The sequence below is a fragment of the Methanosarcina flavescens genome, assembly GCF_001304615.2.
In the GTDB taxonomy this organism is placed as follows: domain Archaea; phylum Halobacteriota; class Methanosarcinia; order Methanosarcinales; family Methanosarcinaceae; genus Methanosarcina; species Methanosarcina flavescens.
Map to the genome: position 1 here is coordinate 2,587,282 of NZ_CP032683.1, position 22,514 is coordinate 2,609,795.

Sequence of the window (22,514 nt, forward strand, 5' to 3'; positions counted from 1 at the left end):
TTCTTAATAAAGATTTTCCAAGCTCGGTCAATATATGGTACTCTAAATACCTGATGCTTTATATTTATTTTCTGGTTAAGAGCCTCGCGGACCCAAGCTTTTGCAGCAGGATTCTTTGAGCCTTATAAAGGTAATGTATACCTGATCTGAACTGGTTTTCTATCAGGCTACACGTTTAAATAATTATAGGTTGAGTCTCAGGTTCTGGCCTGAAACTTCACCTTTCCTCAGCTTCAATTTCCTCTCTTCTTCGGCTTATCAGGTGTACGTCCCCGGTACCCATACGGATGGGTTGACCGACAATAATATTTTCCGTAACACCCTGAAGCTGGTCCACGTCCCCGCGCATCCCTGCATCCAGCAGGTGATTTACCGTAACTTCAAAAGCTGCACGGGCAAATACACTTGCCTTCTCACCTGAGATTCCGTGCCTTCCGATCTGCTTTACTTCTCCGTCGCAGGTCATGAGGTCAGCCACAAGCATAATGTGACGAATATCCACAGTAAGACCCTGTTCACGCAGGGTATCGGTTGCTTCCTTAATAATCGCATTTCTTGCAGCTTCTATTCCAAGCACTTCATAGATTTCATTAATATTATTCGTGCTCGTCCTTGTTTTATCTACACCTTCAAACTGAAGAACTTCACGCAGGGCCGAGCCTTCGGTATAGAGGGTATATTCTTCCCCTTCTTTACGGACCACTACCCGCTTGATTCCTTCAATGCCTTTCAGGGTGACGTTGTGGATGCTCTTTGCAAGCTGGAGAAGTTCCCTGTAAGAAGGCTCTCCCGGGGCAATGATAATCTGGTTGTCTATATCCGGGGAGATGGTAACCATCACGTTCAGTTCATCGTTGAACTTTTCCTTTACCTGGTCTATAGTAATGTTCCTGCTTTCCATTGCTTTTTCATGCAGGTCTATTATCAGCTGCATCTGGGAAAGGTCGGTTGTCACATCAGCAATGTGATCTATCTTGGTCGCTTCAATTTCCCAGGCAAGAGCTCTTGTTTTCTCCCTGTCGTAAGCATAGTCTTCTGGATGTTCTTTGGAAAGGGCAATTGTCATCATAGGAGTACTCGGGATTTTCCTTGCGTCCACGATTTCGATAAGACGGGGCAGACCGAGAGTAACGTTAATCTCGGCAACACCAGCATAGTGGAAGGTACGCATCGTCATCTGGGTGCCCGGCTCTCCTATAGACTGGGCTGCAACCACACCGGCAGCATCACAGGGCTCAATGCATGAGGCCTGATACTCTTCCATCAACTTTTCTATAATCTCTTCCATTTCCTTCCTGCTTACTCCGGCTTTAATGGCATCTTCCCTAAGCGTATTAAGGACATTTGAAGGAAGAGGCAGATCTTTTATCATGTTATCGATTGTAGCTTCACTGATACTCATCAGGCCACCTCCTTGTTTACTACCGAGTTGACAATCCTGTGGACTGTATCGGGTTTGCTGAAATCGCTTTTCGTGGGGTTAATCCCGTCTTCTCCGAATTTGAACTGTACGAGTACGCCTCTTGTATCCCTTACTGTAAGGTCATATTGAACTTCCAGATCCTGAAGAGCGTTGACAAGCCTTCTCTGCAGGTACCCTGACTGTGATGTTCTGACCGCAGTGTCTACAAGTCCTTCCCTACCACCAATTGCGTGGAAGAAGTATTCAGTAGGGTTGAGCCCGCTCTTGTAGCTTGCCTTCACGAACCCATGAGCGTCTGAACCAAGGTCTCCCTTTCCGAAATGGGGCAGTGTCCTGTCTGCATATCCTCTGCGGATACGTTCACCACGCACGGCCTGCTGCCCAACACAGGCTGCCATCTGGGTAAGGTTCAGGATGGAACCTCTGGCCCCTGAACGAGCCATAATAACAGCAGGGTTTTCAAGTCCCATGTGACTGTCTGCTATGTTACCGGTCTCGTCCCTGGCCTTTCCGAGCTTCTGCATGATGCTCATTTCAATCGTTTCATCAAGGGTTCTTCCTGGAAGGGGTTCAAGTTCCTTGTTCTGGTAAGATTTAATGAGATTCTGCACGGCATCCTCAGCTTTGTCGAGAACTTCATTGATCTGGATCCTCGCTTCTCTCGGAATGTCTTCATCAGCCACTCCGAAACTCAAGCCTGTCCGCATGAGAGCTCGAATTGCAAGCTTTGTCATGTCATCCACAAAGCGGGCTCCGGCTTCAGGGCCTATCTCCTTGATAATGCGGTCCAGGACCTTTCCTTTAAATGCTCCGATAGCTGCCTCATCTATTGTGCCAGTAACGAGTTTCCCGTCCCGGATTACCACATAGGCATCGTTCTGACATTCTTCCTTTTTACAGGTGTCACAGTGTAAGCAGACCTGAGCTGTAAACTTCAAATTCAGGTTTTCGGGCAGGATCTGGCTGAAGATCTGCTTTCCTGTCCAGTAGGGTTCTCCATCAGGATCATACCCTGCAGGCTCTGTCAGATTTCGGGCATTGCTCTTCCGGAGAAGATCGTAAGCGTCATGCTTGGAAATGTGGTTTTCAAAGCGTGTCAGCAGGAAAAGCCCTGAAATATGGTCGTGAATTCCGCCTATAATGGGACCTCCGAAACGCGGGGAGAGAATATTTTCCTGAACCTGCATGAGAATCTTTGCCTCAGCTCTGGACTCTTCAGTCTGTAAGGCGTGCATGTTCATTTCATCCCCATCAAAGTCAGCGTTATACGGAGGACATACTGCAGGGTTCAGCCTGAATGTTTTATCCGGGAGCACCTTTACAGAATGGGCCATAATGCTCATCTTGTGCAGAGAGGGCTGCCTGTTAAAGAGAACGGTATCTCCATCCTTCAACTGTCGTTCAACTACCCATCCAAACTCCAGTTTTTCGGCAAGGTCTTCTTTATTCATATTGGTGACTTTTATACGCCTGCCGTCAGAACGCAGCACATAATTTGCTCCGGGGTGTATATCCTCACCATTGCGCACGTAAATCTTGAGCTGCTCTATGTTCCTTGGTGTTACCATAACGGGCAGTGTCAGGGTACGCGCAATGGGCATAGGAACCCCTACCTCATTAATGCTCAGGTTGGGGCCAGGAGAGATTACGGTACGGGCGGAGAAATTAACACGTTTACCTGACAGACTTCCTCTGAAACGTCCTTCCTTACCCTTCAAACGTTGGGAGAGGGTTTTTAAAGGTCTGCCTGACCTGTGTCTTGCCGGAGGTATCCCTGAAACGGAATTGTCAAAGAAAGTTGTAACGTGATACTGAAGGAGTTCCCAGAGATCCTCAATAATGAGTTGAGGGGCGCCTGCTTCCCTGTTTTCCTGGAAACGCTGGTTTATCCTGATAATGTCTACCAGCTTGTGTGTCAGGTCGTCTTCACTGCGTTGCCCGGATTCAAGGGTAATTGAAGGGCGAACCGTAACAGGAGGTACGGGCAGAACTGTAAGAATCATCCACTCAGGTCTTGCATTCATCGGGTCCATTCCGATAACCCGGATATCCTCGTCAGGAATGTTCTCGAAGCGATCCCTTATTTCAGTAGGTGTCAGCTTCTCCCCGTTCTCAAGGTATTCACTGGGTTTTTCGAATTTAATTTCGAGCTGTTCCTCATTGCAGTAAGGACAGGTCTTTACTTTGCTGGCTTCCTTATATGCCTCATTGATCAGATCATCAGGCATATGCCCGATTTCCTCAATGCCTGTAAGGTGATCCAGAAAGTGCTGTTTCTGTGCATGTTCAAGGAGAAGCCTGCTGCATTTCCTGCAGGTTGCCCTGAGGAGTTTTCGGATTACTTTGTTGAAACCTACATGGACTACTGGGGCAACAAGTTCAATGTGCCCGAAGTGCCCTGGACATTCGCCAGCTCTCCCTGAGCAGGTTCTGCAGCGAAGCCCGGGATCAATAACCCCGAGTTTCGTGTCCATAAGCCCCATGTCAATCGGGAATCCGTCATCATCATACGTATCGGCCGTGATAATTGGCGTTGCACTCATCCTACGGATTTCCTTAGGGGACATTAAGCCAAATTTAATAGAAGCAATTCTTTTCGGAATAGGAGGTATGTTTGCCATATCTACCTCACCTCATACCGCATCTTCAAGATTAAGCCTGGGTGCGACTCCCAGTGATTTTATTTCGTCAAGCAGCAGTTTGAATGCGTAGCTCATTTCCACAGGATATATATCCGTGTCAGCCCCGCAGGCTGAACAGAATGAAACATTCCGCTGCTTGTCATACGTTGCAATCATTCCACAGTGAGAGCAGACAAGTTCCACAACTTTATCCGATTCGTCAAGCAGCCTCTCTTTCAACGACATGGCAGCTCCGTGCCCTACCAGCACATCACGCTCCATTTCTCCGAATCTGAGACCACCTTCTCTGGCCCGGCCTTCGGTTGGCTGGCGAGTAAGCACCTGTACAGGCCCGCGTGACCTTGCATGCATCTTGGAAGTAACCATATGGTGCAGTTTCTGATAGAGAATAACCCCCACAAAGACATCTGCCGGAATCATTTTACCTGTCGTTCCATCGTAGAAAACTTCTTTTCCAGTATGGGCAAACCCATGTCTTTTCAGGGCTTCTCTAAGGTCTTCTTCTTTTTCTCCGGAGAAAGCTGTCGCATTTACTCTCCGGCCTTCCATGGAACCTACTTTCCCGCCAATCATTTCCAGAACGTGACCCACAGTCATACGGGAGGGAATTGCATGCGGGTTAATCATCAGGTCAGGGGTTAGACCGGATTCCGTAAATGGCATATCTGCAATCGGGACTTTAAGACCTATAACACCTTTTTGCCCGTGTCTTGAGGCGAATTTATCTCCTATATCAGGAATCCTTTCGTCTCTTACCTTTACCTTTGCAAGTCTCGTTCCGTTAATGGACTCGGTTAAAATTACCGTATCAACAATTCCTTTTTCGTTGGACCGCATGGTGACAGAGCTTTCTCTCCTTTGCTCAACCGCAATCCCGAAATCTGACGGTTCTTCAAGGAATCTTGGAGGACTGGTCTTTCCGATCAGCACGTCGTTAGGTCCGACCGGGGTCTCTGGGTTTACAAGTCCATCGACATCGAGATTAGCATACGCTTCTGCGCTGCGAGCTCCACGGTATTCGGAATCGGGAATCTCGAACTTATCTTCCTGTCCGCCCGGATACCTTCTTTCTTCACCTTCAAAAGTCCTGAGGAAGTGACTTCTCCCGAGACCTCTTTCGACTGAACCTCTGTTAATAACCAGGGCGTCTTCAATATTATATCCTTCATAAGACAGGACTGCAACCACGAAGTTCTGCCCTGCGGGTCTGTCGTCAAAACCTATTGCTTCCGAGGTTCTGGTACTGGTAAGTGCCCTTTGAGGATAGTGAAGGACATGGGCACGAGTATCAGGTCTGAGTTTCTGGTTAGCAGTTGCAACCCCGATACACTGCTTGATCATGGCTGCACCCATAGTGTTACGCGGAGATGAATTGTGTTCCGGATAAGGCACCATTCCCGTAGAAATACCTAATATAAGTTCGGGATCGATCTCCATGTGCGTGTGCTTTGGGGTAATGTCGGCCTCGTAGAGCGCAATATAGGCATTTTCTTCTTCCTCGGCATCGAGATACTCTATACAGCCCTCTTTTACCAGGTCGTCAAAATTGATCTCCTTGTTTTTAATCTTCTCTATGTGATCAGGAGTTACTTTCAGAGCTCCGTTCTCCACAACTAAAAGGGGCCTTCTTGCTCTGCCCATATCAGAGTTTATAATTACTTCTCTTGTGTTATCGTTAAGAGCGACATTTACCTGTCTGGATATGAATCCCTGCCGCCTCATTTTTCTGAGCTCTTCTACAAGCTCTGCAGGGTTATCATGGGTCCCGACAAGCTCCCCGTTTATGAATACTTTTGCTTTAGTCATTTGACATCGACCCCTCAATCATCGTACATAGATCCGAGATCTTCCATATCTGAATAATCGTAGAATTCATCATCTTTATATTTGGTTTCGATTTCTGAAGGCTCTTCAAACTCTTCTACAATCTCTTCTCCGAACTCGTCAAGTAGGGTTTCCTTCAGCTTGGCAGGAAGTTCGGGTACTTTTACAACCACACGCTCGACATTCAGGTCGTAGAGTATTTTCTTCACGCTATCGGTATCTTCTATTCCTGTTGAAAGCTCAACCATTTCGGCAAAGTTTTTCACCAGTCCACAGTTCGGGCCTTCAGGAGTTTCCGAGGGACAGAGTCTTCCCCACTGGGTTGCGTGCAGGTCTCTTGCCTCGAAGTGAGGCTGGGCACGTGAAAGCGGAGATATTACACGGCGCAGGTGGGAGAGCGTTGAGATATAGTCGTTCCTATCAAGGAGCTGGGATACACCTGTTCTTCCTCCAACCCAGTTTCCGGTTGCGAGAGGGTGCTGCAGGCGGTCAGTGAGCACATCTGCCCTTACTATTGTGGCGACGTTCAGTTCCCTGTTCCTCATGTTTGCGCGCTCCAGCTGGAACTTTATGTCTCTTGCAAGTCTGTTGAAAGATACTCTAAAAAGGTCTTCCATCAGGTCACCTGCAAGTTTCAGTCTTTTGTTTGCATAATGGTCTTTGTCGTCTTCCGCACGCTTGCCAAGTGCCAGCTCAAAACAGGATTCAGCCATTCTTGCCAGGAAGTGAGCTTTGGAGACCCGGTCCCTCATATCGTTTCCAAGATGTGGGAACAGGTACCTGTCAATAACGTAATTTGCTCTTTTTATCTGGTATTCCTTGGCCTGGCCTGCAGCAACCCTTGCTCCTATTTTCTCGATTGCTTCTTCCTGGGTTTCGACTTCGGCTTCTTCCAGGTTCTCCAACATAAACTTGATAATTTCGGGATCACTTGAAACTGCATTTACGATATCTTCGTCAGTTACTACCCCAAGCGCTCTCATAAGGGTAATGAAAAATACCCGGCCTGAGATAGAAGGGAAAGAAACCTCAAGCAGGGATTTTCTTCCTCTTTCCACGATCACGAGCGCTCTGTATCCGCGTCTCTGGGAGAAAACCTTTGCAACCTCTATAGTATCGCCGTACCTCTCACCATATTCTACAAGAATCTTATTAGGAGCGAGGTCCTCAAGGGTCATAACCACCCTTTCGGTACCGCCGATAATGAAGTATCCCCCTGGGTCAAGTGGGTCTTCCCCATAGCGGATTTTTTCACTTTCGCTAAGCCCTGGAAGGTTACAGATCTTGGATTTGACCATGATCGGAAGCTGTCCTATTTTTGACTCCATTACCTCGGATTCAACCCCGTCTTTTACCACGCTCATCTCAAGATAAAGAGGGCCTGAGTACGAGAGGTTCCTGAGCCTTGCCTCGTTGGGATAAAGTTTTTCAATTGCCCCGTCAGCTTCCTTTACCACAGGATGCTCTACCCGTATCTTGCCGAGTTTCAGGTAGGTGTCCTCGATATCGGTTTCTATTATTCTTTGTTCATCTATGATCTTTTGCAGCCCGTAATCTATAAACTTATTGAATGAATCTATATGGTGCTGCACTATCTTGTCCCGTGTAAAATAAGCCTGCGACAGTATACTGGTTTCTATTACGATGATAGCACCCTCTTTGCTTTGTTATAATGAGAATCAAGAAGTTTTGATCTTCTGATCGGTATGCGGTTGTTAAATTTTTCCGTATGATGGTGCATGGAATTCAAAAAACATTCCTTAAAGAGTACATGAGATCATGCAAGCGGTCTACTCCCCTCCGCTTACTCGATCACAAGTCTGTAATACTCTGCCTCCCCCGCAGTTTGACTTTTTCTTGTGATTTTCACTACGTCTCCGACGGCAGCTCCTATTTCCTTAATAATAGGATCCTGCACTTTAATTTTCGGAAGTTGTTCCTTTTCAATTGAATACTTGCTTAAAACAGACTTTAACTCGCCCTCAGACATGATTTCATGTTTAGGGACCAACTCATGGTCGAGCAGGCTGAATTTTGTCAAATCCTTTCCTCCAAAAATAAAGTATTAAAAAAATTTGATTAAATTTTCCAGCGAATGGCCTTTCCGCCGGTATAATAAAGAGTATGGCGGGCCCGTAGGGATTTGAACCCTAGGCCGACTGGTTAAAAGCCAGTCGCTCTGCCTGACTGAGCTACGGGCCCAGTTGCTTTTTCTACTTTACTGATTTACACCTTTTTCGTGCTGTCCTGCTGCCCCGCTGCCTCAGGGAGCACCTCTCACACCGATGCAACCCTCTAATTATAGCTATTCTATAAATAGTTTCTGGTGAGATAATTTTTTCTCCCTCGATTTCTATGAATTTATGCTAAATTTCTTTCTTACTTCCAGGATTTTTCGAGATATTTTCCTGATTTTGCTGGAAATCTATATGTACGATAATTTCCATTTTTTTTAAAGTAAGGCCAAAAACTAATTTATCTCTCCATAAATGCGGGTAAACGGAGACATTTGCCCCGATTCTAAATAACGTCCCGATCTCCCGTCAGTCAACCTTTCCAAAAATAAAACCATTAGACTTATATTAATGCTTCTAAAACCTAAACAATTTTTAAAAATTTAAGTAGAATAATTAATTCTTAGTCAAATAATTAATTTCTAGCCTTGCTGCCCGAGTTCCGCAAACCTTTTGAGAAAAGGTTTGAGCGCAAACCCCTAGTAACGGCGTGGTCAAGTGGCGCAACAATTGGTGATCAACCAGCGCAATGGTTATGCTTGAGCGAAAACGATGAGAAGGCTTGGTTTTGGGTAGCATGATTCATTGGTGAGACCTTAGTGCTCTCTTTAAACATTTATCTTTGGGCCAAGCAATTCGACAAAGGCTCTTAACCAGGCAGGGTGGTTTGTCCAGGCTTGAGCTGTTACCAGATTTTTATCCGTAATTACGGGTTCAGACTGCCAATCAGCACCTGCTAGCCGGCATTCTGCAGCACATGCCGGATATGATGTTACCCGATAGCCTTCCAGAACCTTAGCGGCTGCCAGAAGTTGCAGGCCATGGCAAATGGCTGCTACAGGCTTGCCAGCCGTAAAGAAATCCTGTACGAGTTCAAGGGTATCATCATACATACGGATGTATTCAGGAGCTCTGCCACCCGGAACAACAAGACCTTCATATTCATTCGCATTTACTTTAGCAGCGGGTACATCTACTGGAATACGATTCCCGGGAAGCTCAATATAGGTATCGAGCGTAGTAAAGTCATGTACGACCAATTGCAGCATGTCACCGGCTTTTTTATTGGGTGCCGATATGTCCACCTTGTAGCCCAGCATCTGGAGTGATTGCTGAGGTACCTTAACCTCATAATCCTCAGCGCAATCCCCTGTTAAGATAAGGATTTTCTTTGACATATGTTCCCCCCTTGCAGTTTTACCAATTTCTGAACTATAAAGTTTTTTCCACAATAACCTGCTCAGTTCAAAAATCAGTGACCTAATTAAATGCAACATCATTACATGAAATGCATAATTTTACACATGGTAATGATGTAAAATGTAAGTACAATAACAATAGACTTTAACATTATTAATTTTTTCTATATATAATCTTTCTCTGCCAATTTAAGCAATTCTAACAAATAATGAGTATCCTGATACCCCACATATATCAGAAATAAGCCTGGAGGAATTGGTAATTGACCGTTTGACCATAATCAGGTTAGAAAAGTAAAGTTTTCTGGAGATCTCAAAGGCTCCTGATAAGTTTCCTGCTGCTTCTCTGCTACCGAGAACTCAATAATAAACTCAGTTCCGGAGGTCCTGTTCAATTCGAGTACTCCATCTAGCTGGTCTACCAGGATAGTTACCAGCTGTATCCCTAATGTGTCGGAATCTTCTATATTAAGGCTCTCAGGTATACCTGCTCCGTTGTCTGAAATGGTTAGAATGTAATTTTTACTTTTGTGCCCTTCATTTTTGCCTTCGATCTTATCGTTCTCGAATTTTCGATTCTCTTCCCTAGAAAGCTTAATCCGAATTTCTCCAGATTTTTTGCTTGGAAATGCGTGTTTGAGGGAGTTTGATACAAGTTCGTTGACAACCATTCCTAAAGGAACTGCGGTATCCATGTCAAAAAAAGTATTTTCCTCGATTTCCAGACACAGATTGATTCCTGAGGTTCCGACACTATAACACCTGAAGAGATCCTCGGTCAGCTTCTGCAGGTATGTTCCGAAATTAAGTGTGCTGACCTCTCGCGATCCATAAAGCTCTTCATGAATAAGAGCCATAGAAATAACCCTATTCTGGCTATCCTTGAATGCTGCAAGGACTTTTGAAGTGTCATAGCTGTCACTACCAGCGAATTTCTCAGCCTGGAGATCGAGCAGGGATGAGATGACCTGCAAGTTATTTTTTATCCGATGGTGAATTTCTTTTTTACGAGCTTCTTCAATCCTTTTTAGTACATTTTCAGCCTTTTTCCTTTCCGTGATATCTTTCATTATCCCGAAGACTTTATTTGTGAGATAATTTCCTTTTTGAAGGCAAACAACATGTTCCTCGATATGGATATATTCTCCGTCCTTCCTTCTAAAACGATATTCCAGGTGGAAATTTCTCTTATTTTCAGCGTTCTTTATGTTCTGGGTGCAATCATTCATCTTCTGGTTCCAGACTCTAATCTGGTCGTCAGGGTGGACATTATTTATCCATAGTTCAATCCCGATATTCATCAGTTCTTCCTGAGTATATCCCGTGACCTTTTCTATGGCACCTGCCCAGTAAATTCTACCATCCTCAGTATCGTATTCGTATATGAGCTGCCCTGTCTGCTCCGCAATTATACGATACCTTTCCTCACTTCTCTGAAGCCTCTCTTCGGCTTTTTTGCTCTCGGTTATATCTCTGGCAATTATCGAGACTGCTGCAAGCTCTCCGGAGATGTCAAAAATCGGGGAAAGGGTCATTGACACATCTATAATCCTGCCGTCTTTTCTTAACCGTGAAGTTTCATACTGATGAACCTTTTCTCCCCGCTTAACCATCTCAACTAATCTTTTTGATTCATTATTCAGTGCAGACGGTATTAAGAAATTTGCGGGCTTGCCCAAAGTTTCCTCAGCCGAATACCTATAGATCTGCTCTGCCCCTTTATTCCAGCTTGTAATAATTCCTTCAAGCGATTTTGTTATAATAGCATCATTTGACGATTCCACAACATTTGCTAAGTTCTTGATTTTTTCCTCGGATTTTTTACGTTCAATGGAATACTGGATAGAACGTATCAGTAATTTTCCGTCTACCTGCCCTTTGACCAAGTAGTCCTGAGCACCCTGCTTTACGGCATTGATTCCGATTCTTTCATCATTCATACCTGTCAGGATTATGATGGGAATTCGTGAGTTCCTTGCATGAATCTCAAGAAAAGTGTCAATACCATCGCTGTCCGGTAATCCCAGGTCGGTTAGTATTACATCAAACGAGTTCTCTTTAAGAAGATTCAAACCTTCGTTTAAGGTTACAGCATTTTTAAGCTCATACGGAAAGCTAGAGAATTCTTCGAGCATATCTTCAATTAAACCTGCATCCCCGGGGTTGTCCTCAACAAGTAAGATCTCAATCTTCTTATCCATATCCAAGCGACCTATCAGGGGTTAATTTTATCTCATTTCGACGGCAGTTTTACAATCTCAAGCCAGAAGCTTTCTATGGATTTAACTACTTTTATAAATTGATCAAAGTCAACAGGTTTGATAATGTATGCATTGGCTTGGAGATTATAAGATCTCAGTATGTCCTCTTCGGCTTTTGAAGTCGTTAAAACCACAATAGGTATGTTTTTAAGTTCATCGTCGCTTTTCACTTCCTCAAGAACCTCGCGCCCATCTTTTTTTGGTAAATTTAAATCCAGAAGTATTATATCAGGGCGTGGAGATTCTGAGAATTGTCCTTCGCCACGTAAAAAAGCGATTGCCTCTTCTCCATCTTCTACAATATGAAGAGTATTCCCGATTTTCGCATCTTCGAAAACTTCTTCAATTAAGCCTATATCTCCTTTACTGTCCTCCACTAAGAGTATTTCTACGGATTTAGATATGGTCCGGGTTCTCATTTTTATGACCTTCCTGGCTATGAATATAAATTCGAAATTTCCTTAAAATATTTTTAAGTTTCGAATAAGACTTTTGAGGCTCAAAGGCTGTTCTAAATTTCATTTTTCTGTTATAAAGTCTCTATCATGAAAGTTCACAGGAATTATGGGCAGAGTGAAGTAAAAGACTGAACCTTCACCTGGAACAGATTCTACCCAAATACGTCCTCCATGTCTCTCTACAATTTTTTTACATATTGAAAGGCCTATGCCTGTCCCTGGATATTCTTCTCTTTTATTAAGTCTTTTAAAAACCTCAAAGATTCTATCCGAGAATTTGGCTTCAATTCCGATTCCGTTATCTTTTACTGAAAATAACCATTCATTGGCTTTTTTCTTTGCAGAAATCTCGATTTCGGGGGTTTTTTCGCTGTGAAACTTTATAGCGTTGCTGATCAGGTTCTGGAATACCTGAGCTAACTGGGTAGAGTCTGCCATTATCACAGGTAGATTACCATAAGATATACTGGCTTTATTTTCTTTTATGGGTATCTCTAAATTAAAAATTACCTGATCCAGGAGAGATTCGCAGTCTGTGGGTTCGAATTCTCTGGCTCTGGTGGTTACTCTTGAGAACTCCAGAAGGTCGTTTATCAGGTTTTGCATGCGGGAAGCCCCGTCAACGGCAAAATAAATATATTTATCTGCCTTCTCGTCGAGTTTTCCCTGGTATTTTCTCTGCAAAAGTTGCAGGTAGCTTGCTATCATTCTCAAGGGTTCCTGCAAGTCATGGGAAGATACGTATGCAAATTGTTCCAGTTCTGCATTTGAGCGAGCAAGTTCTTCTAATTTCAATTTTAGCAATTGCTCTGCCTTTTTCAGCTCAGTAATATTACGGGCTGCAGCAAAAACTCCAATAACTTCACCAGCCTCATCTCGGTAAACTGACGCATTATACAGAACCGGTGTAACATCTCCAGTCCTGTGCTGAATCGCAAGCTCATAGTCCTGTACCAGCCCTTCTCTAAACACCTGCTGGTACCCTTCGCTGGCCTTTTCAGGCTCAGTGAAATAATCCGAGAAGTCTGTTCCGATTAACTCGTTCCTGGAGTACCCTGTAACCAGTTCTGTAGCTCTGTTCACATCGGTTATTTTTCCGTCTGACCCGATAGTGACAAGGGGATCCAGACTGGCTTCAAGAAGGCTGCGGTTGTAGATATTTGATAGCCTCAGAGCTTCTTCTGTTTTCTTCTGTTCAGTAACATCACGTGCAGCTGCAAAAATCCCAATAACTTCACCAGCCTCGTTCCGATAAACCGATGCATTATACAGAACTGAAGTTATGTTTCCATTTCGATGCCGAATCTCCAGTGGATAATTTCGCACTAATCCTTCCTGGAAAACCCGCTGATAACCTTCCCTGGCTTTTTCAGGCTCGGTGAAGTAGTCCGAAAAATCTGTTCCAATTAACTCTTTACGGGAATAGCCTGTAACGATCTCTGTGGAATTATTCACATCAGTAATTTTACCATCCGGACTAATAGTTACAAAGGGATCTATACTGGCTTCTATAAGGCTACGATTATAGGCATTAGCCAGTTTTAACGCTTCTTCAGCTTTTTTCTGCTCAGTAATATCCTGAACTGTTCCCCTCATCCGAACAGGGATATGCTCTTCGTTAAAAATAACTTCAGCCTGTTCATGTACTATACGCTCTTCTCCACTAGCTAGGATAATCCGGTGATCAATACTGTAGGGTTTTCCATTTAAAGCTTCTTTAACAGCATTATCTACATATTCCCTGTCCTCTGGATGCACATAACTCAAAAATGAATCGTAAGTTGTTCCAAACTCCTGAGGGGTGCGTCCAAAAATTCGGTAAATCTCATCAGACCAGTATAATTCGTTATTTACTATATTCCAGTTCCAGTTTCCAAGGTGAGCCATTTTCTGAGCTTCAGCAAGGTCTTCTTCACTTTTTTTCAATAATTTATAAGCTTTCTCGAGCTGCTCCTTATGCTTTTTTAACTCCGTTTCAGCGCGTTTCTGCTCGGTAACATCAATGCTCATCTTGAGGATCATGGGCGAACCGTCAATATCGGTGAATGGAAAGGCATGGCAATCAGCTACGCTCCCGTCAGGGAGGTTGCTTTCCCAATGTTGGGGCTGACCGGTTTCAATCACTTTATATATTTCACAGAATTCACAGGGCCTGGTGCGCCCATAACAATACTCGTAGCAGTGTCGGTTGCTGGATTCCCCAAATTTTTCACGGAAGCTGCGATTGGCAAAGGCGACGTGATAGTCAGGTGTCATCAGGGATATCATTGCCGGCAGAGTCTCAAGTACGTCAAAGAGTCGCTGTCGCTCTGCCTGAACCGCCGCTTGTGCCTGTTTGATTTCAGTTATATCAATACCCATCTCCATAACGAGTGTAGAACCATCGGAATCTTTAAACGGATAGTCGTAGACGTCGTAATTGCGGCCGTCCGGACCGATCCACTCCCAGCGATGAGGCGCGCCTGTTTTGAACACCTTGCAGGTTTCGCAGTTCTCGCAGGGCTCGGTACGCTGGAAAAGATATTCGTAGCAACGCCGGCCTTCAGATTTGCCAAAGCGCTCCTCGAAGAAACGATTTGCAAACGGTACATGGTAATCAGGTGAGATCAGTACTATGTAAGCCGGTAGCATGTCCAGCACATTATTCAATCGCTCCCGTTCAGCTTGCACAGCCTCGGTAACCTTACGACGCGCTTCACTCTCGCGCAGCGCCTCCTCGGCCTGCTTGCGTTTTGTAATATCTCTTAAGATTACTGCAAACTTCCCTTTCTCAGGGCTGAATATGTAACTGTCAAGGTATCTATCCAGCTCCTGGCTAAAAATCTCAATATGTGTTGGCTTACCTGAGAGCGCCACTTCACCACACTTTTCGATGAGCGGGTAGTTTGGGTTATGCAGCATTTCCCGTATAGTCCTGCCCAATAGCTCTTCTCTTTTTAAACCAGTTTGAGGCTCAAAAGCAGGATTTACATCAAGGAAACGATAGTCACAAGGCGTACCATCCTTGTCATAAATAGACTCTCCAAGGAAGAAACCCTCTGTCATATTTGTGAAAAGCATCCTGTATTGCTTTTCACTTTCATTCAATGCTTCATAAGCCTCCTGGAGTTCTTCCGTCTGAGCCTGCAATTCTTCGGATTGTGCCTGAAGATTCTCGTATGCGTCACGCAAAGTCTCCTCAGCCTGCTTGCGTTCATTAATGTCACGGGCAACATGCACGCTTCCTATAATTTTTCCTTCTGAGTTGTGAAGCGGCGAGACGCTAACTATAAAATAACCACCCAGGTTGTCTTCATAAAGCTCAACTGTATGTTCAAGCCCATCCTCAAGCAGCCGCCTGTGAGGACAAAAAGAAGGCGGCTCATCCATCCCATGCACTGCCTGATAGCAGGTCAAGCCTTTACACTCTTCCGGAGCCATCCCCAATCTTTTTGCCATTGCCTGGTTTGCACGAATAATCCTGTATTCATTGTCAAGTATGGCTATAAGGTCTGGCACGGTATCAAAAGTAGATCCCCAGTGCTGCGTGGCTTGAAAGGCTTTTTCTTCTTCCTTTTTGCGCCTGGAGCTCTTAATCTGCTCCCATGTTCCTTCTTTTTTAACAAGAGCGAACTGATGGTTAATGACTACGTCAATGATGTCGGTTGCGGTGCATTTATCGAGAGAATAAGCGCATAGAGCCATCATCCGGCAGTTGCCAATTGTATTATCTATCTGTTCCTCATACTCGACAAACTCGTTCCAGTGTTCTCTTTCCAGCCAAAATAGGTTTCCATTCGATCTCAGGCCGTCATAACCTTTAGCAAGAGCTTTATCAAGTTTTTCAATCCAGCCGTTAAGTACTCTTTGAGGGTCGAAAATCCCGTCTATCACATACCATCTGTCATAGGAAATAATCTCAATCTGCCCTTTCTCCAGGTAAACATCAATCTCTGGAACAGCTCTCCCAAGCGCTTTTTTTGCCTCTTCAACTTCAAGGGGCTGTGAAGTAACCCACATACAAAATTCGTTATTTTCCAGCCCTGTTTTGAAGTAGGGAACAAGTATGTCAATCAAATCCTGTTTTGTCTGGTAAAATTGGCAGAAGTGTGTCCCCCAGGGCACTTCGCCAACAATGTCAATTCCAGATTTTCTCAAGCCTTTTTTCATTCCAACCCTCTTCCCGTTATTAAAAACTTTAAAAATCCATACTTGTAATCTTTCTCAGGTTCCAGAGCCTGACATCAAAATCTCCTATTTGTAATGCTCAGCTTTTTAGCTTACCCCTGGCAGGGATTTTAGCCTTAGAGTAATTCTCGTATTCCATATCCCCATTATTCACTAAACCATGTAAGTCGACTTTACGCAGGTGCCTGGGAAACTCTATGAGCCCTGTAGCTTAATTTAATGTGGTTTCTCATTAAAAGTGAATTCAGGCATTCTACAAATAACAAATTGATTTTTGTTTAAACATGTCTATAAGATAAATTTTTACTATTATATCCTTTGTGATTTTTTGAGTTATAAAACTGTCTGTAATAAATATTTAAACATATATATATACATATTTTTCATTGGAAGTTATTGAGAATAAAGCGCAGTAAACAAAAGGAAGTAAAATAAGTAATTGTTAAGTTTCGCAAAAATTATTATATTCTAAAAAGACGTGCAGCCAAAAATAAAACGAAATTTAAAAATAAAATGCAGTAATTCGCACTGCATTTTTAGCACCGCAGTTATATTACAGCAGAAATTACTCTCTTTTACTTTTCAAATTACGTTCCGCACTCCCAGCCGCTCATGTAGCATACCTGGGCATCTGTGAGTTCGTCGATGCTTATGCCCATTGATTCGAGTTTCATTCTGGCTACATAATTATCGAGTTCCTGGGGTACCCTGTGGACTCCGTTCGGAAGTTTGTTTTCGGCAATATAGCGTACACAGAGAGCCTGGTTTGCAAAGCTCATATCCATGACCTCGGCGGGGTGGCCGTCGCCGGCAGCGAGGTTAACCAGCCTGCCTTCGGCTATGACATTTATGCGCTTGTCGCCGATATCGTATTCTTTTATGTTGTTTCTTACTGTTCGGACGGTTTTTGCGAGGGAAGTAAGGGCTTCCATATCGATTTCCACGTTGAAATGGCCGGAGTTTGCAAGGATTGCTCCATCAGGCATGGATTTGAAATGTTCGGCTGTGAGGATATCGCGGTTTCCGGTAGTGGTTACGAAAATATCTCCTAGTTTAGCGGCGTCAGACATTTTCATGACTCTGTAGCCGTCCATCCTGGCTTCGAGGGCTCTTATGGGATCAACTTCGGTAACGATTACGCTTGCTCCTAGACCTGCTGCCCGCATTGCAACTCCACGCCCGCACCAGCCGTAGCCTGCAACAACAACGTTTTTGCCTGCAACCAGGAGGTTTGTAGTCCTGTTAATTCCGTCCCAGGCTGACTGGCCTGTCCCGTAGCGGTTATCAAAAAGGTATTTGGTCATGGCATCGTTTACTGCAATTACCGGCATTTTCAGGGCGCCTTCCTTTTCCATAGCATGAAGCCTGTGCACGCCGGTAGTTGTTTCCTCGCAGCCGCCAAGGATATTCGGAAGCAGGTCGGTTCTTTCCTTGTGTAATTTAAATATGAGGTCTGCCCCATCATCAATGGTGATATCGGGTTTGGAATCCAGGACACGGTCAATCGCTTCATAATATTCCTGGCTTCCTACTCCGTATCTTGCAAAACAGCTTATATTCTTGCGTGTGCCAAGGGCAAGGGCCACATCGTCCTGCGTGCTCAGGGGATTGCAGCCTGTAATTGATACCTCCGCACCGCCAGCAGCCAGGGTCTCTACAAGGACTGCGGTTTTCGCTTCTACATGCAGTGCCATTCCTACTTTCAGCCCTTTCAGGGGTTTTTCTTCCTCAAACTTTTCCCTGATGATAGCAAGCACAGGCATGTGGTTCCTTGCCCAATCCATTTTCATGTTTCCGGATTCTATGAGTTCTTTTTCATTCATGGTGATCCCGTAATATAGATAGGCGATTAAATTCGATTTTTATTAGGATGAATATAAAGTTGAATATAAGGTCAATTTATTCTCGTGGTCTCAGGTATTACCTTTCCGTGTAATTTAAATCATTCCCCGAGTACGGGTTTCTCAGGCATTTGCCCTTGCGATAAGCTCTTCTGCGGCTTTTTGAGTTTCTTCCAGCACCTTCTGCTCGTCGAAAGCCAGTACCCTGTAATCGTCCATAAGGACTTTTCCATCCACAATTGTTGTCCTTACATCGCTGCCTCTTGCAGAGTACACAAGGTGGGAATGAACATCAAAGCAGGGAGTAAGATGCGGTTTTTTCATATCCACAACAATCAGGTCCGCTTTCTTTCCAACTTTCAACATGCCGGCTTCCATGCCAAGGGCTTTTGCCCCATTTACAGTACCCATTTCAAGTACCTGCCGTGCAGGAAGGGCAGTCGGACTGAAAGTGTTGACTTTATGCAGGAGGGCAGCAATTTTCATTTCCTCAAAAAGATCAAGGTTATTATTTGAGGCGCAGCCGTCCGTGCCAAGGCTTACATTTACCCCTTTTTCGAGCATTTTATGGACAGGTGCAATCCCTGAAGCCAACTTCATATTACTTATGACGTTATGGGAGACATTCACCCCTCTTTTTCTCAGAATTTCTATATCCCCATCCGAAAGCCAGACACAGTGGGCAGCAAGCACATCAGGCCCGAAAAACCCTATGTCCTCCAGAAGGTGCACCGAACATTTTCCGTACCTTTCTTTCATGGCAAGGAGTTCGGCTTCCGTCTCAAGGAGATGAATATGAATGCCTGCTCTGTCCCTGCTAGCTTCCTCCCTGACCTTTGCAAGAAATTCCTCAGAACAGGTGTTCGGAGCATGGGGCCCATACATGGTTTTTATCCTGCCTTCAGCAGCCCCCTGCCAGGCTCGAACAAAGCGCTTTCCTTCCTTAAGGTCGGTTTCTCCTTTTTCTTCGTTCCAGAGCTCTATTAACCCGTGACAGAGTGAAGCCCGAAGCCCTGATATCTCAACAGCTTTTGCGGTTTCGTCCATATAGAAATACATATCTGCAAAAGCAGTTGTCCCTGACCTGATCATCTCCAGACAGGCAAGCAGGCTGCCTTTGTAAACATCTTCTGCAGTTAGCTTTGCCTCGACAGGCCAGATATGCCCCTCAAGCCAGTCTGCAAGCTGCAAATCATCAGCATAACCCCGAAATAGCGTCATTGCAGCGTGAGTATGCGTATTTACAAGCCCGGGCATTACTACCGAATGTTTTGCGTCAATTACGGTGTCAGCACTTTCGTCGGTCTTTTCCCCGATTTCCGTAATCTTTCCGTCTTCAATGACAACGGTTCCGTTTTTGAGGTCTCCCTTTTCAGGGTCCATAGTCAGAACATAAGCATTTTTTATAATTATATCAGCCATTTGATCAGATCCGTCAGGTAATAAGTGGGGTTGTTAAATTAATTTCAGCTTAAAAAGTACTCTCTGAAATTGAGAGTTAATGTAACTAAGAGGTAATTGGAATTAAAAGGTAGTGGAATTAAGAGATTATCCTAAAAAAAGTTGTCCTGAGGATTCTGCTAAAATCCTATGAAAAAAGAAATTACGAATTCTTGAGAAAATTATAAATTTTTGAGAGAACAGGATTTTTGTAACTATAGTTCGTTATTAATCAATTCCGGTTTCAAGTTTCAGCGCTTCAAGATAAAGGCGCATGATTTTCAGCCTTTCTTCAGCAATCTTCTTTGCCGTATCGGTATTTAGCTTCTCAGGAATCGTGAAAGGTTTATACTTCATATATTCATTAAAGCCTTCAATTGGGTCTTCAATATACACAGTTCTTTTTGAACTCCCCTTATCCAGCCCTGTTGCGTGTTTCAGCATTCTCAAAGCGCCCATTGAAAGAACAGCCCTGAAGATTCCCACTGCTCCGAGGGCGTCAAGACGGTCGGCATCCTGCAAGATCCGAGCCTCGAGAGACTCCGGAATCTCTCCTGCACTGAAGCGGTGGGTCAGGATGCAGCTCTTAACTGCTTCAATAACCTCTTTTCCCAGCCCTGCTTTTGAGAGGAATTCTGAGGCTATCTCGGCACTGTATACGGCATGGTCCCCTCCTTCTTCATGTTCCTTAATTACGCCGACATCATGGAGAAGAGCTGCAAGCTGAAGGACGAGAGGATTTCCCCCTTCTACTTTCTGGATCTCAAGGCAAAGGGCTTCTACCCGGTTTATATGTGACATATCGTGGGAACTGGGTTCTCCTTCAAGAAAAGAGGCCACAAATTCCCTCGTTTTTTCTATCAGGTCCATGTTCAGTATTCCACTTCTGCAGCCATGGCTTTAAGGTTTTCCTGAATCTCGGAAATCGCTTCGGAGAGGACTCTTTTATTTTCATAGGTCGTGATTAACTTCACAAGTTCTTCTTTCCTCTCCTTTTTCAGTTCCACTCCTAGCTTGATCATGTTATCAAGTGCCCGCGTGAGATTGTCAACTATCGAAATCGTAGCTGTCCTTGAAGTCCGTGAGAAAGGGTTCAGGTCGATGGTTATAACGGTCTTTCCCATTTCCACGAGTTTCTCACAGCGGTCTCCGTCTTCCAGCGGGACGAGCACCACATCTGCGGAGTAAATCCCCCTGCTATCTACCAGCCGCCTATCGTGAGAGAGTTCAAGGGTAGCATCTGGATTTTTCCCAAGTACCTCGGAAGCCCCATTGGCTTTAAGCTGTTCTATAATAAGGTGCACCCTTGTCTCTGTCCTATGAAAGAGATTCACCTCAAGTTTTGCCCCCGTAACATCCGCAAGAGCTACAACTTTATCAGGAGCAAGGGCTGCGACATTACCGTTTACAGAAATTACAGGGTTCTTTGCCAGAAGCAGGGCTGCAACTGCCGCCCTTTCAGCATACAGTGCAGACTTGGTACTTCGCTCGCCTATGAGGTAATCAAAGCTTTCACCTCTTCCCTGGGCAATCAGCCCCTGAATGCTTGTAATTCCCATTTTTACCCCGGCTGCAACCTTTTCGCGAGCAAGCAGGGACTCATACCTCGGGTGGTCTTTGGGTATCTCGGTCATAACGGTCGCTTACCTTTTTTATTTTAGTTTCTTGTACTTTTTTACTTACTACTTCAAATCTGTAAATGAAATTCTCCAGCTCAATGTAATTGCCTGAGTTCAATATAATTGCCTGATATTTCGAGGCACTGCGTGAGGAGTCAAACAAGTACCCAGATAATCATGCAAATAATCAATTCAATATGCAAATCAATTCAGTAAATTCAGTACACGCAAATATTTACTCTAATAAACCTTCAGAACTGTGTGTCATTTATTTGATTCAAGTTTTCTATTTCTATTCTATTTAAGCTGTAGGGGAATCAGTTAAGTAGCAGATTTTCTGCAAATTCTTTTTTGCAAATATTTTTTGTAAAGATTTTGAAATTTCCTGATCTACATGAAACTGCTTTTCCTGATCTGCATGAAACTGCTTTTCCTGGGTTCACTCATTCATTAACTTCGGCACACAGGTACTTATGCCGTATTCCAGCACCTGCCCGAATTCCTGAAGGGCTTCGTAGAGAGGGAATTCATGGGAGTAAGGGGCAATTGCAAAAACCGTGTCCCCAAGCATTGCCTGGGAAGCAAATCCTCCACTTGCGTTTGCAGCTTCGATCACATCTTTTGTTCTGCTGCTCATAAGGCCTGTTTTGCTGGCAAACGTTTTAGCCTGTTGCATGAAATTCTCAAGCGTGGGCTTTTTAAGCAGCTCGGACATGGCTGCTTTCCCTGCACTGTTAATTCTTGTGGTTGCGGCTTCATCCCTCAGAACCAAATCGGTAGAGATCTCGCCAAGTACAATACAGAAAACCCTGGCTTCAGGAGCCGGAATCCTGTCCACAAGCCCGTATTCGGGGCCACCCGGCTGCAGCCTGATTACCACTCCACCGCTGGACTGGGCAGCAATATCCCCAAGCCCGCTGTGGTTGACAACTTCAGCTACGTGGGCGTATTCAGTCAGGCTCTTTACGGTCTGGTTAAGGGAAAGTGCCCTGTTGAGGGCATAGGCTGTACCGAGAGCTCCTGCACCTGATGCTCCGAATCCGCACCCGGTTGGAATTTCTGCCCAGCTCTTTATCCTTACAGGTACGTCAGTCATAATCTCTACGACTGTACGGCTGGTTTTGCCTTCAACCCTTTTTCCGTTAAGGAAAATCTCGGTCTCTTCTACAGACCTCCCTACCTCTACTTCGGTGGTGACGCCCCCATTCAGGACGATTCCGCAGCCTGTAGAACCCTTACGATGAGGATTTTCGTGTTCGTGGATCTGGAAAAAACCTGTAATATGTCCCGGAGCATAGGCTTTTGCCAGAAAGTTTGCTTCTTCACTCTCATATGTATACATGGAAAGCGCCTTTTTTACAATTTCAATCATTTTTTCAAAGTTCGTTCCTGTTTTGCAAAGTGTT

14 protein-coding genes and 1 tRNA gene are annotated in these 22,514 nt (G+C 44.5%); all 15 read right to left on the reverse strand.

Translation table 11 applies throughout. From position 1 onward, the window contains the following. Positions 1-217: 217 nt before the first annotated feature. Positions 218-1,402, reverse strand: coding sequence for a DNA-directed RNA polymerase subunit A'' (gene rpoA2, locus AOB57_RS11390; protein WP_054299300.1), 1,185 nt, complete (start codon positions 1,400-1,402; stop codon positions 218-220). Beyond that, the gene (locus AOB57_RS11395) at positions 1,402-4,044 is read right to left on the reverse strand and encodes a DNA-directed RNA polymerase subunit A' (protein WP_054299299.1); all 2,643 of its coding nucleotides are present in this window, start codon (positions 4,042-4,044) and stop codon (positions 1,402-1,404) included. Before AOB57_RS11395 ends, rpoA2 begins: the two co-directional genes overlap by 1 nt. Before the next feature lie 12 nt (positions 4,045-4,056). Next, positions 4,057-5,871, reverse strand: coding sequence for a DNA-directed RNA polymerase subunit B (gene rpoB, locus AOB57_RS11400; protein WP_054299298.1), 1,815 nt, complete (start codon positions 5,869-5,871; stop codon positions 4,057-4,059). 14 nt (positions 5,872-5,885) lie between these two features. Beyond that, positions 5,886-7,481, reverse strand: a complete 1,596-nt coding sequence (locus tag AOB57_RS11405; protein WP_054299297.1) for a DNA-directed RNA polymerase subunit B'' — start codon at positions 7,479-7,481, stop codon at positions 5,886-5,888. Between the two features lie 212 nt (positions 7,482-7,693). Then, positions 7,694-7,930 (reverse strand): DNA-directed RNA polymerase subunit H, encoded by a 237-nt coding sequence (locus AOB57_RS11410; protein ID WP_054299296.1) that lies wholly within the window; start codon positions 7,928-7,930, stop codon positions 7,694-7,696. Positions 7,931-8,014: 84 nt separating this feature from the next. After that, positions 8,015-8,091, reverse strand: a tRNA-Lys gene (locus AOB57_RS11415). Positions 8,092-8,731: 640 nt separating this feature from the next. Beyond that, on the reverse strand, positions 8,732-9,301 hold the full coding sequence (locus AOB57_RS11420; protein ID WP_054299295.1) for a DJ-1/PfpI family protein: 570 nt from the start codon (positions 9,299-9,301) through the stop codon (positions 8,732-8,734). 302 nt (positions 9,302-9,603) lie between these two features. After that, a complete protein-coding gene (locus AOB57_RS11425; protein ID WP_054299294.1) occupies positions 9,604-11,523 on the reverse strand; it encodes a PAS domain S-box protein in 1,920 nt (639 codons plus the stop codon). A gap of 32 nt (positions 11,524-11,555) precedes the next feature. After that, entirely contained in the window at positions 11,556-12,002 is a 447-nt protein-coding gene (locus tag AOB57_RS11430; RefSeq protein ID WP_054299293.1) for a response regulator, read from the reverse strand. A 99-nt stretch (positions 12,003-12,101) separates the two neighbouring features. Further along, complete coding sequence (locus AOB57_RS11435; RefSeq protein ID WP_054299292.1) at positions 12,102-16,190, reverse strand: PAS domain S-box protein; 4,089 nt, start codon at positions 16,188-16,190, stop codon at positions 12,102-12,104. A gap of 605 nt (positions 16,191-16,795) precedes the next feature. Next, positions 16,796-18,031 (reverse strand): adenosylhomocysteinase, encoded by a 1,236-nt coding sequence (locus AOB57_RS11440; RefSeq protein ID WP_054299291.1) that lies wholly within the window; start codon positions 18,029-18,031, stop codon positions 16,796-16,798. Positions 18,032-18,172: 141 nt separating this feature from the next. Continuing rightward, positions 18,173-19,471, reverse strand: a complete 1,299-nt coding sequence (locus AOB57_RS11445; RefSeq protein WP_054299290.1) for an amidohydrolase family protein — start codon at positions 19,469-19,471, stop codon at positions 18,173-18,175. A 246-nt stretch (positions 19,472-19,717) separates the two neighbouring features. Next, positions 19,718-20,359: an HD domain-containing protein gene (locus AOB57_RS11450; RefSeq protein WP_054299289.1), complete on the reverse strand. Its 642-nt coding sequence runs from the start codon at positions 20,357-20,359 to the stop codon at positions 19,718-19,720. A gap of 2 nt (positions 20,360-20,361) precedes the next feature. Further along, entirely contained in the window at positions 20,362-21,123 is a 762-nt protein-coding gene (locus tag AOB57_RS11455; protein ID WP_054299288.1) for a 4-phosphopantoate--beta-alanine ligase, read from the reverse strand. A 424-nt stretch (positions 21,124-21,547) separates the two neighbouring features. Then, positions 21,548-22,480: a pantoate kinase gene (locus tag AOB57_RS11460; RefSeq protein WP_082384267.1), complete on the reverse strand. Its 933-nt coding sequence runs from the start codon at positions 22,478-22,480 to the stop codon at positions 21,548-21,550. Between the last annotated feature and the right edge of the window lie 34 nt (positions 22,481-22,514).

Excerpts from the sequence above, each read along its gene's own strand:
- AOB57_RS11435 (WP_054299292.1), bottom strand. The coding sequence starts at position 16,190 with ATGAAAAAAGGCTTGAGAAAATCTGGAATTGACATTGTTGGCGAAGTG.
- AOB57_RS11440 (WP_054299291.1), bottom strand. The coding sequence starts at position 18,031 with ATGAATGAAAAAGAACTCATAGAATCCGGAAACATGAAAATGGATTGG.
- AOB57_RS11430 (WP_054299293.1), bottom strand. The coding sequence starts at position 12,002 with ATGAGAACCCGGACCATATCTAAATCCGTAGAAATACTCTTAGTGGAG.
- rpoB (WP_054299298.1), bottom strand. The coding sequence starts at position 5,871 with ATGACTAAAGCAAAAGTATTCATAAACGGGGAGCTTGTCGGGACCCAT.
- AOB57_RS11455 (WP_054299288.1), bottom strand. The coding sequence starts at position 21,123 with ATGACCGAGATACCCAAAGACCACCCGAGGTATGAGTCCCTGCTTGCT.
- AOB57_RS11445 (WP_054299290.1), bottom strand. The coding sequence starts at position 19,471 with ATGGCTGATATAATTATAAAAAATGCTTATGTTCTGACTATGGACCCT.
- AOB57_RS11450 (WP_054299289.1), bottom strand. The coding sequence starts at position 20,359 with ATGGACCTGATAGAAAAAACGAGGGAATTTGTGGCCTCTTTTCTTGAA.
- rpoA2 (WP_054299300.1), bottom strand. The coding sequence starts at position 1,402 with ATGAGTATCAGTGAAGCTACAATCGATAACATGATAAAAGATCTGCCT.
- AOB57_RS11425 (WP_054299294.1), bottom strand. The coding sequence starts at position 11,523 with ATGGATAAGAAGATTGAGATCTTACTTGTTGAGGACAACCCCGGGGAT.
- AOB57_RS11395 (WP_054299299.1), bottom strand. The coding sequence starts at position 4,044 with ATGGCAAACATACCTCCTATTCCGAAAAGAATTGCTTCTATTAAATTT.
- AOB57_RS11420 (WP_054299295.1), bottom strand. The coding sequence starts at position 9,301 with ATGTCAAAGAAAATCCTTATCTTAACAGGGGATTGCGCTGAGGATTAT.
- AOB57_RS11460 (WP_082384267.1), bottom strand. The coding sequence starts at position 22,480 with ATGATTGAAATTGTAAAAAAGGCGCTTTCCATGTATACATATGAGAGT.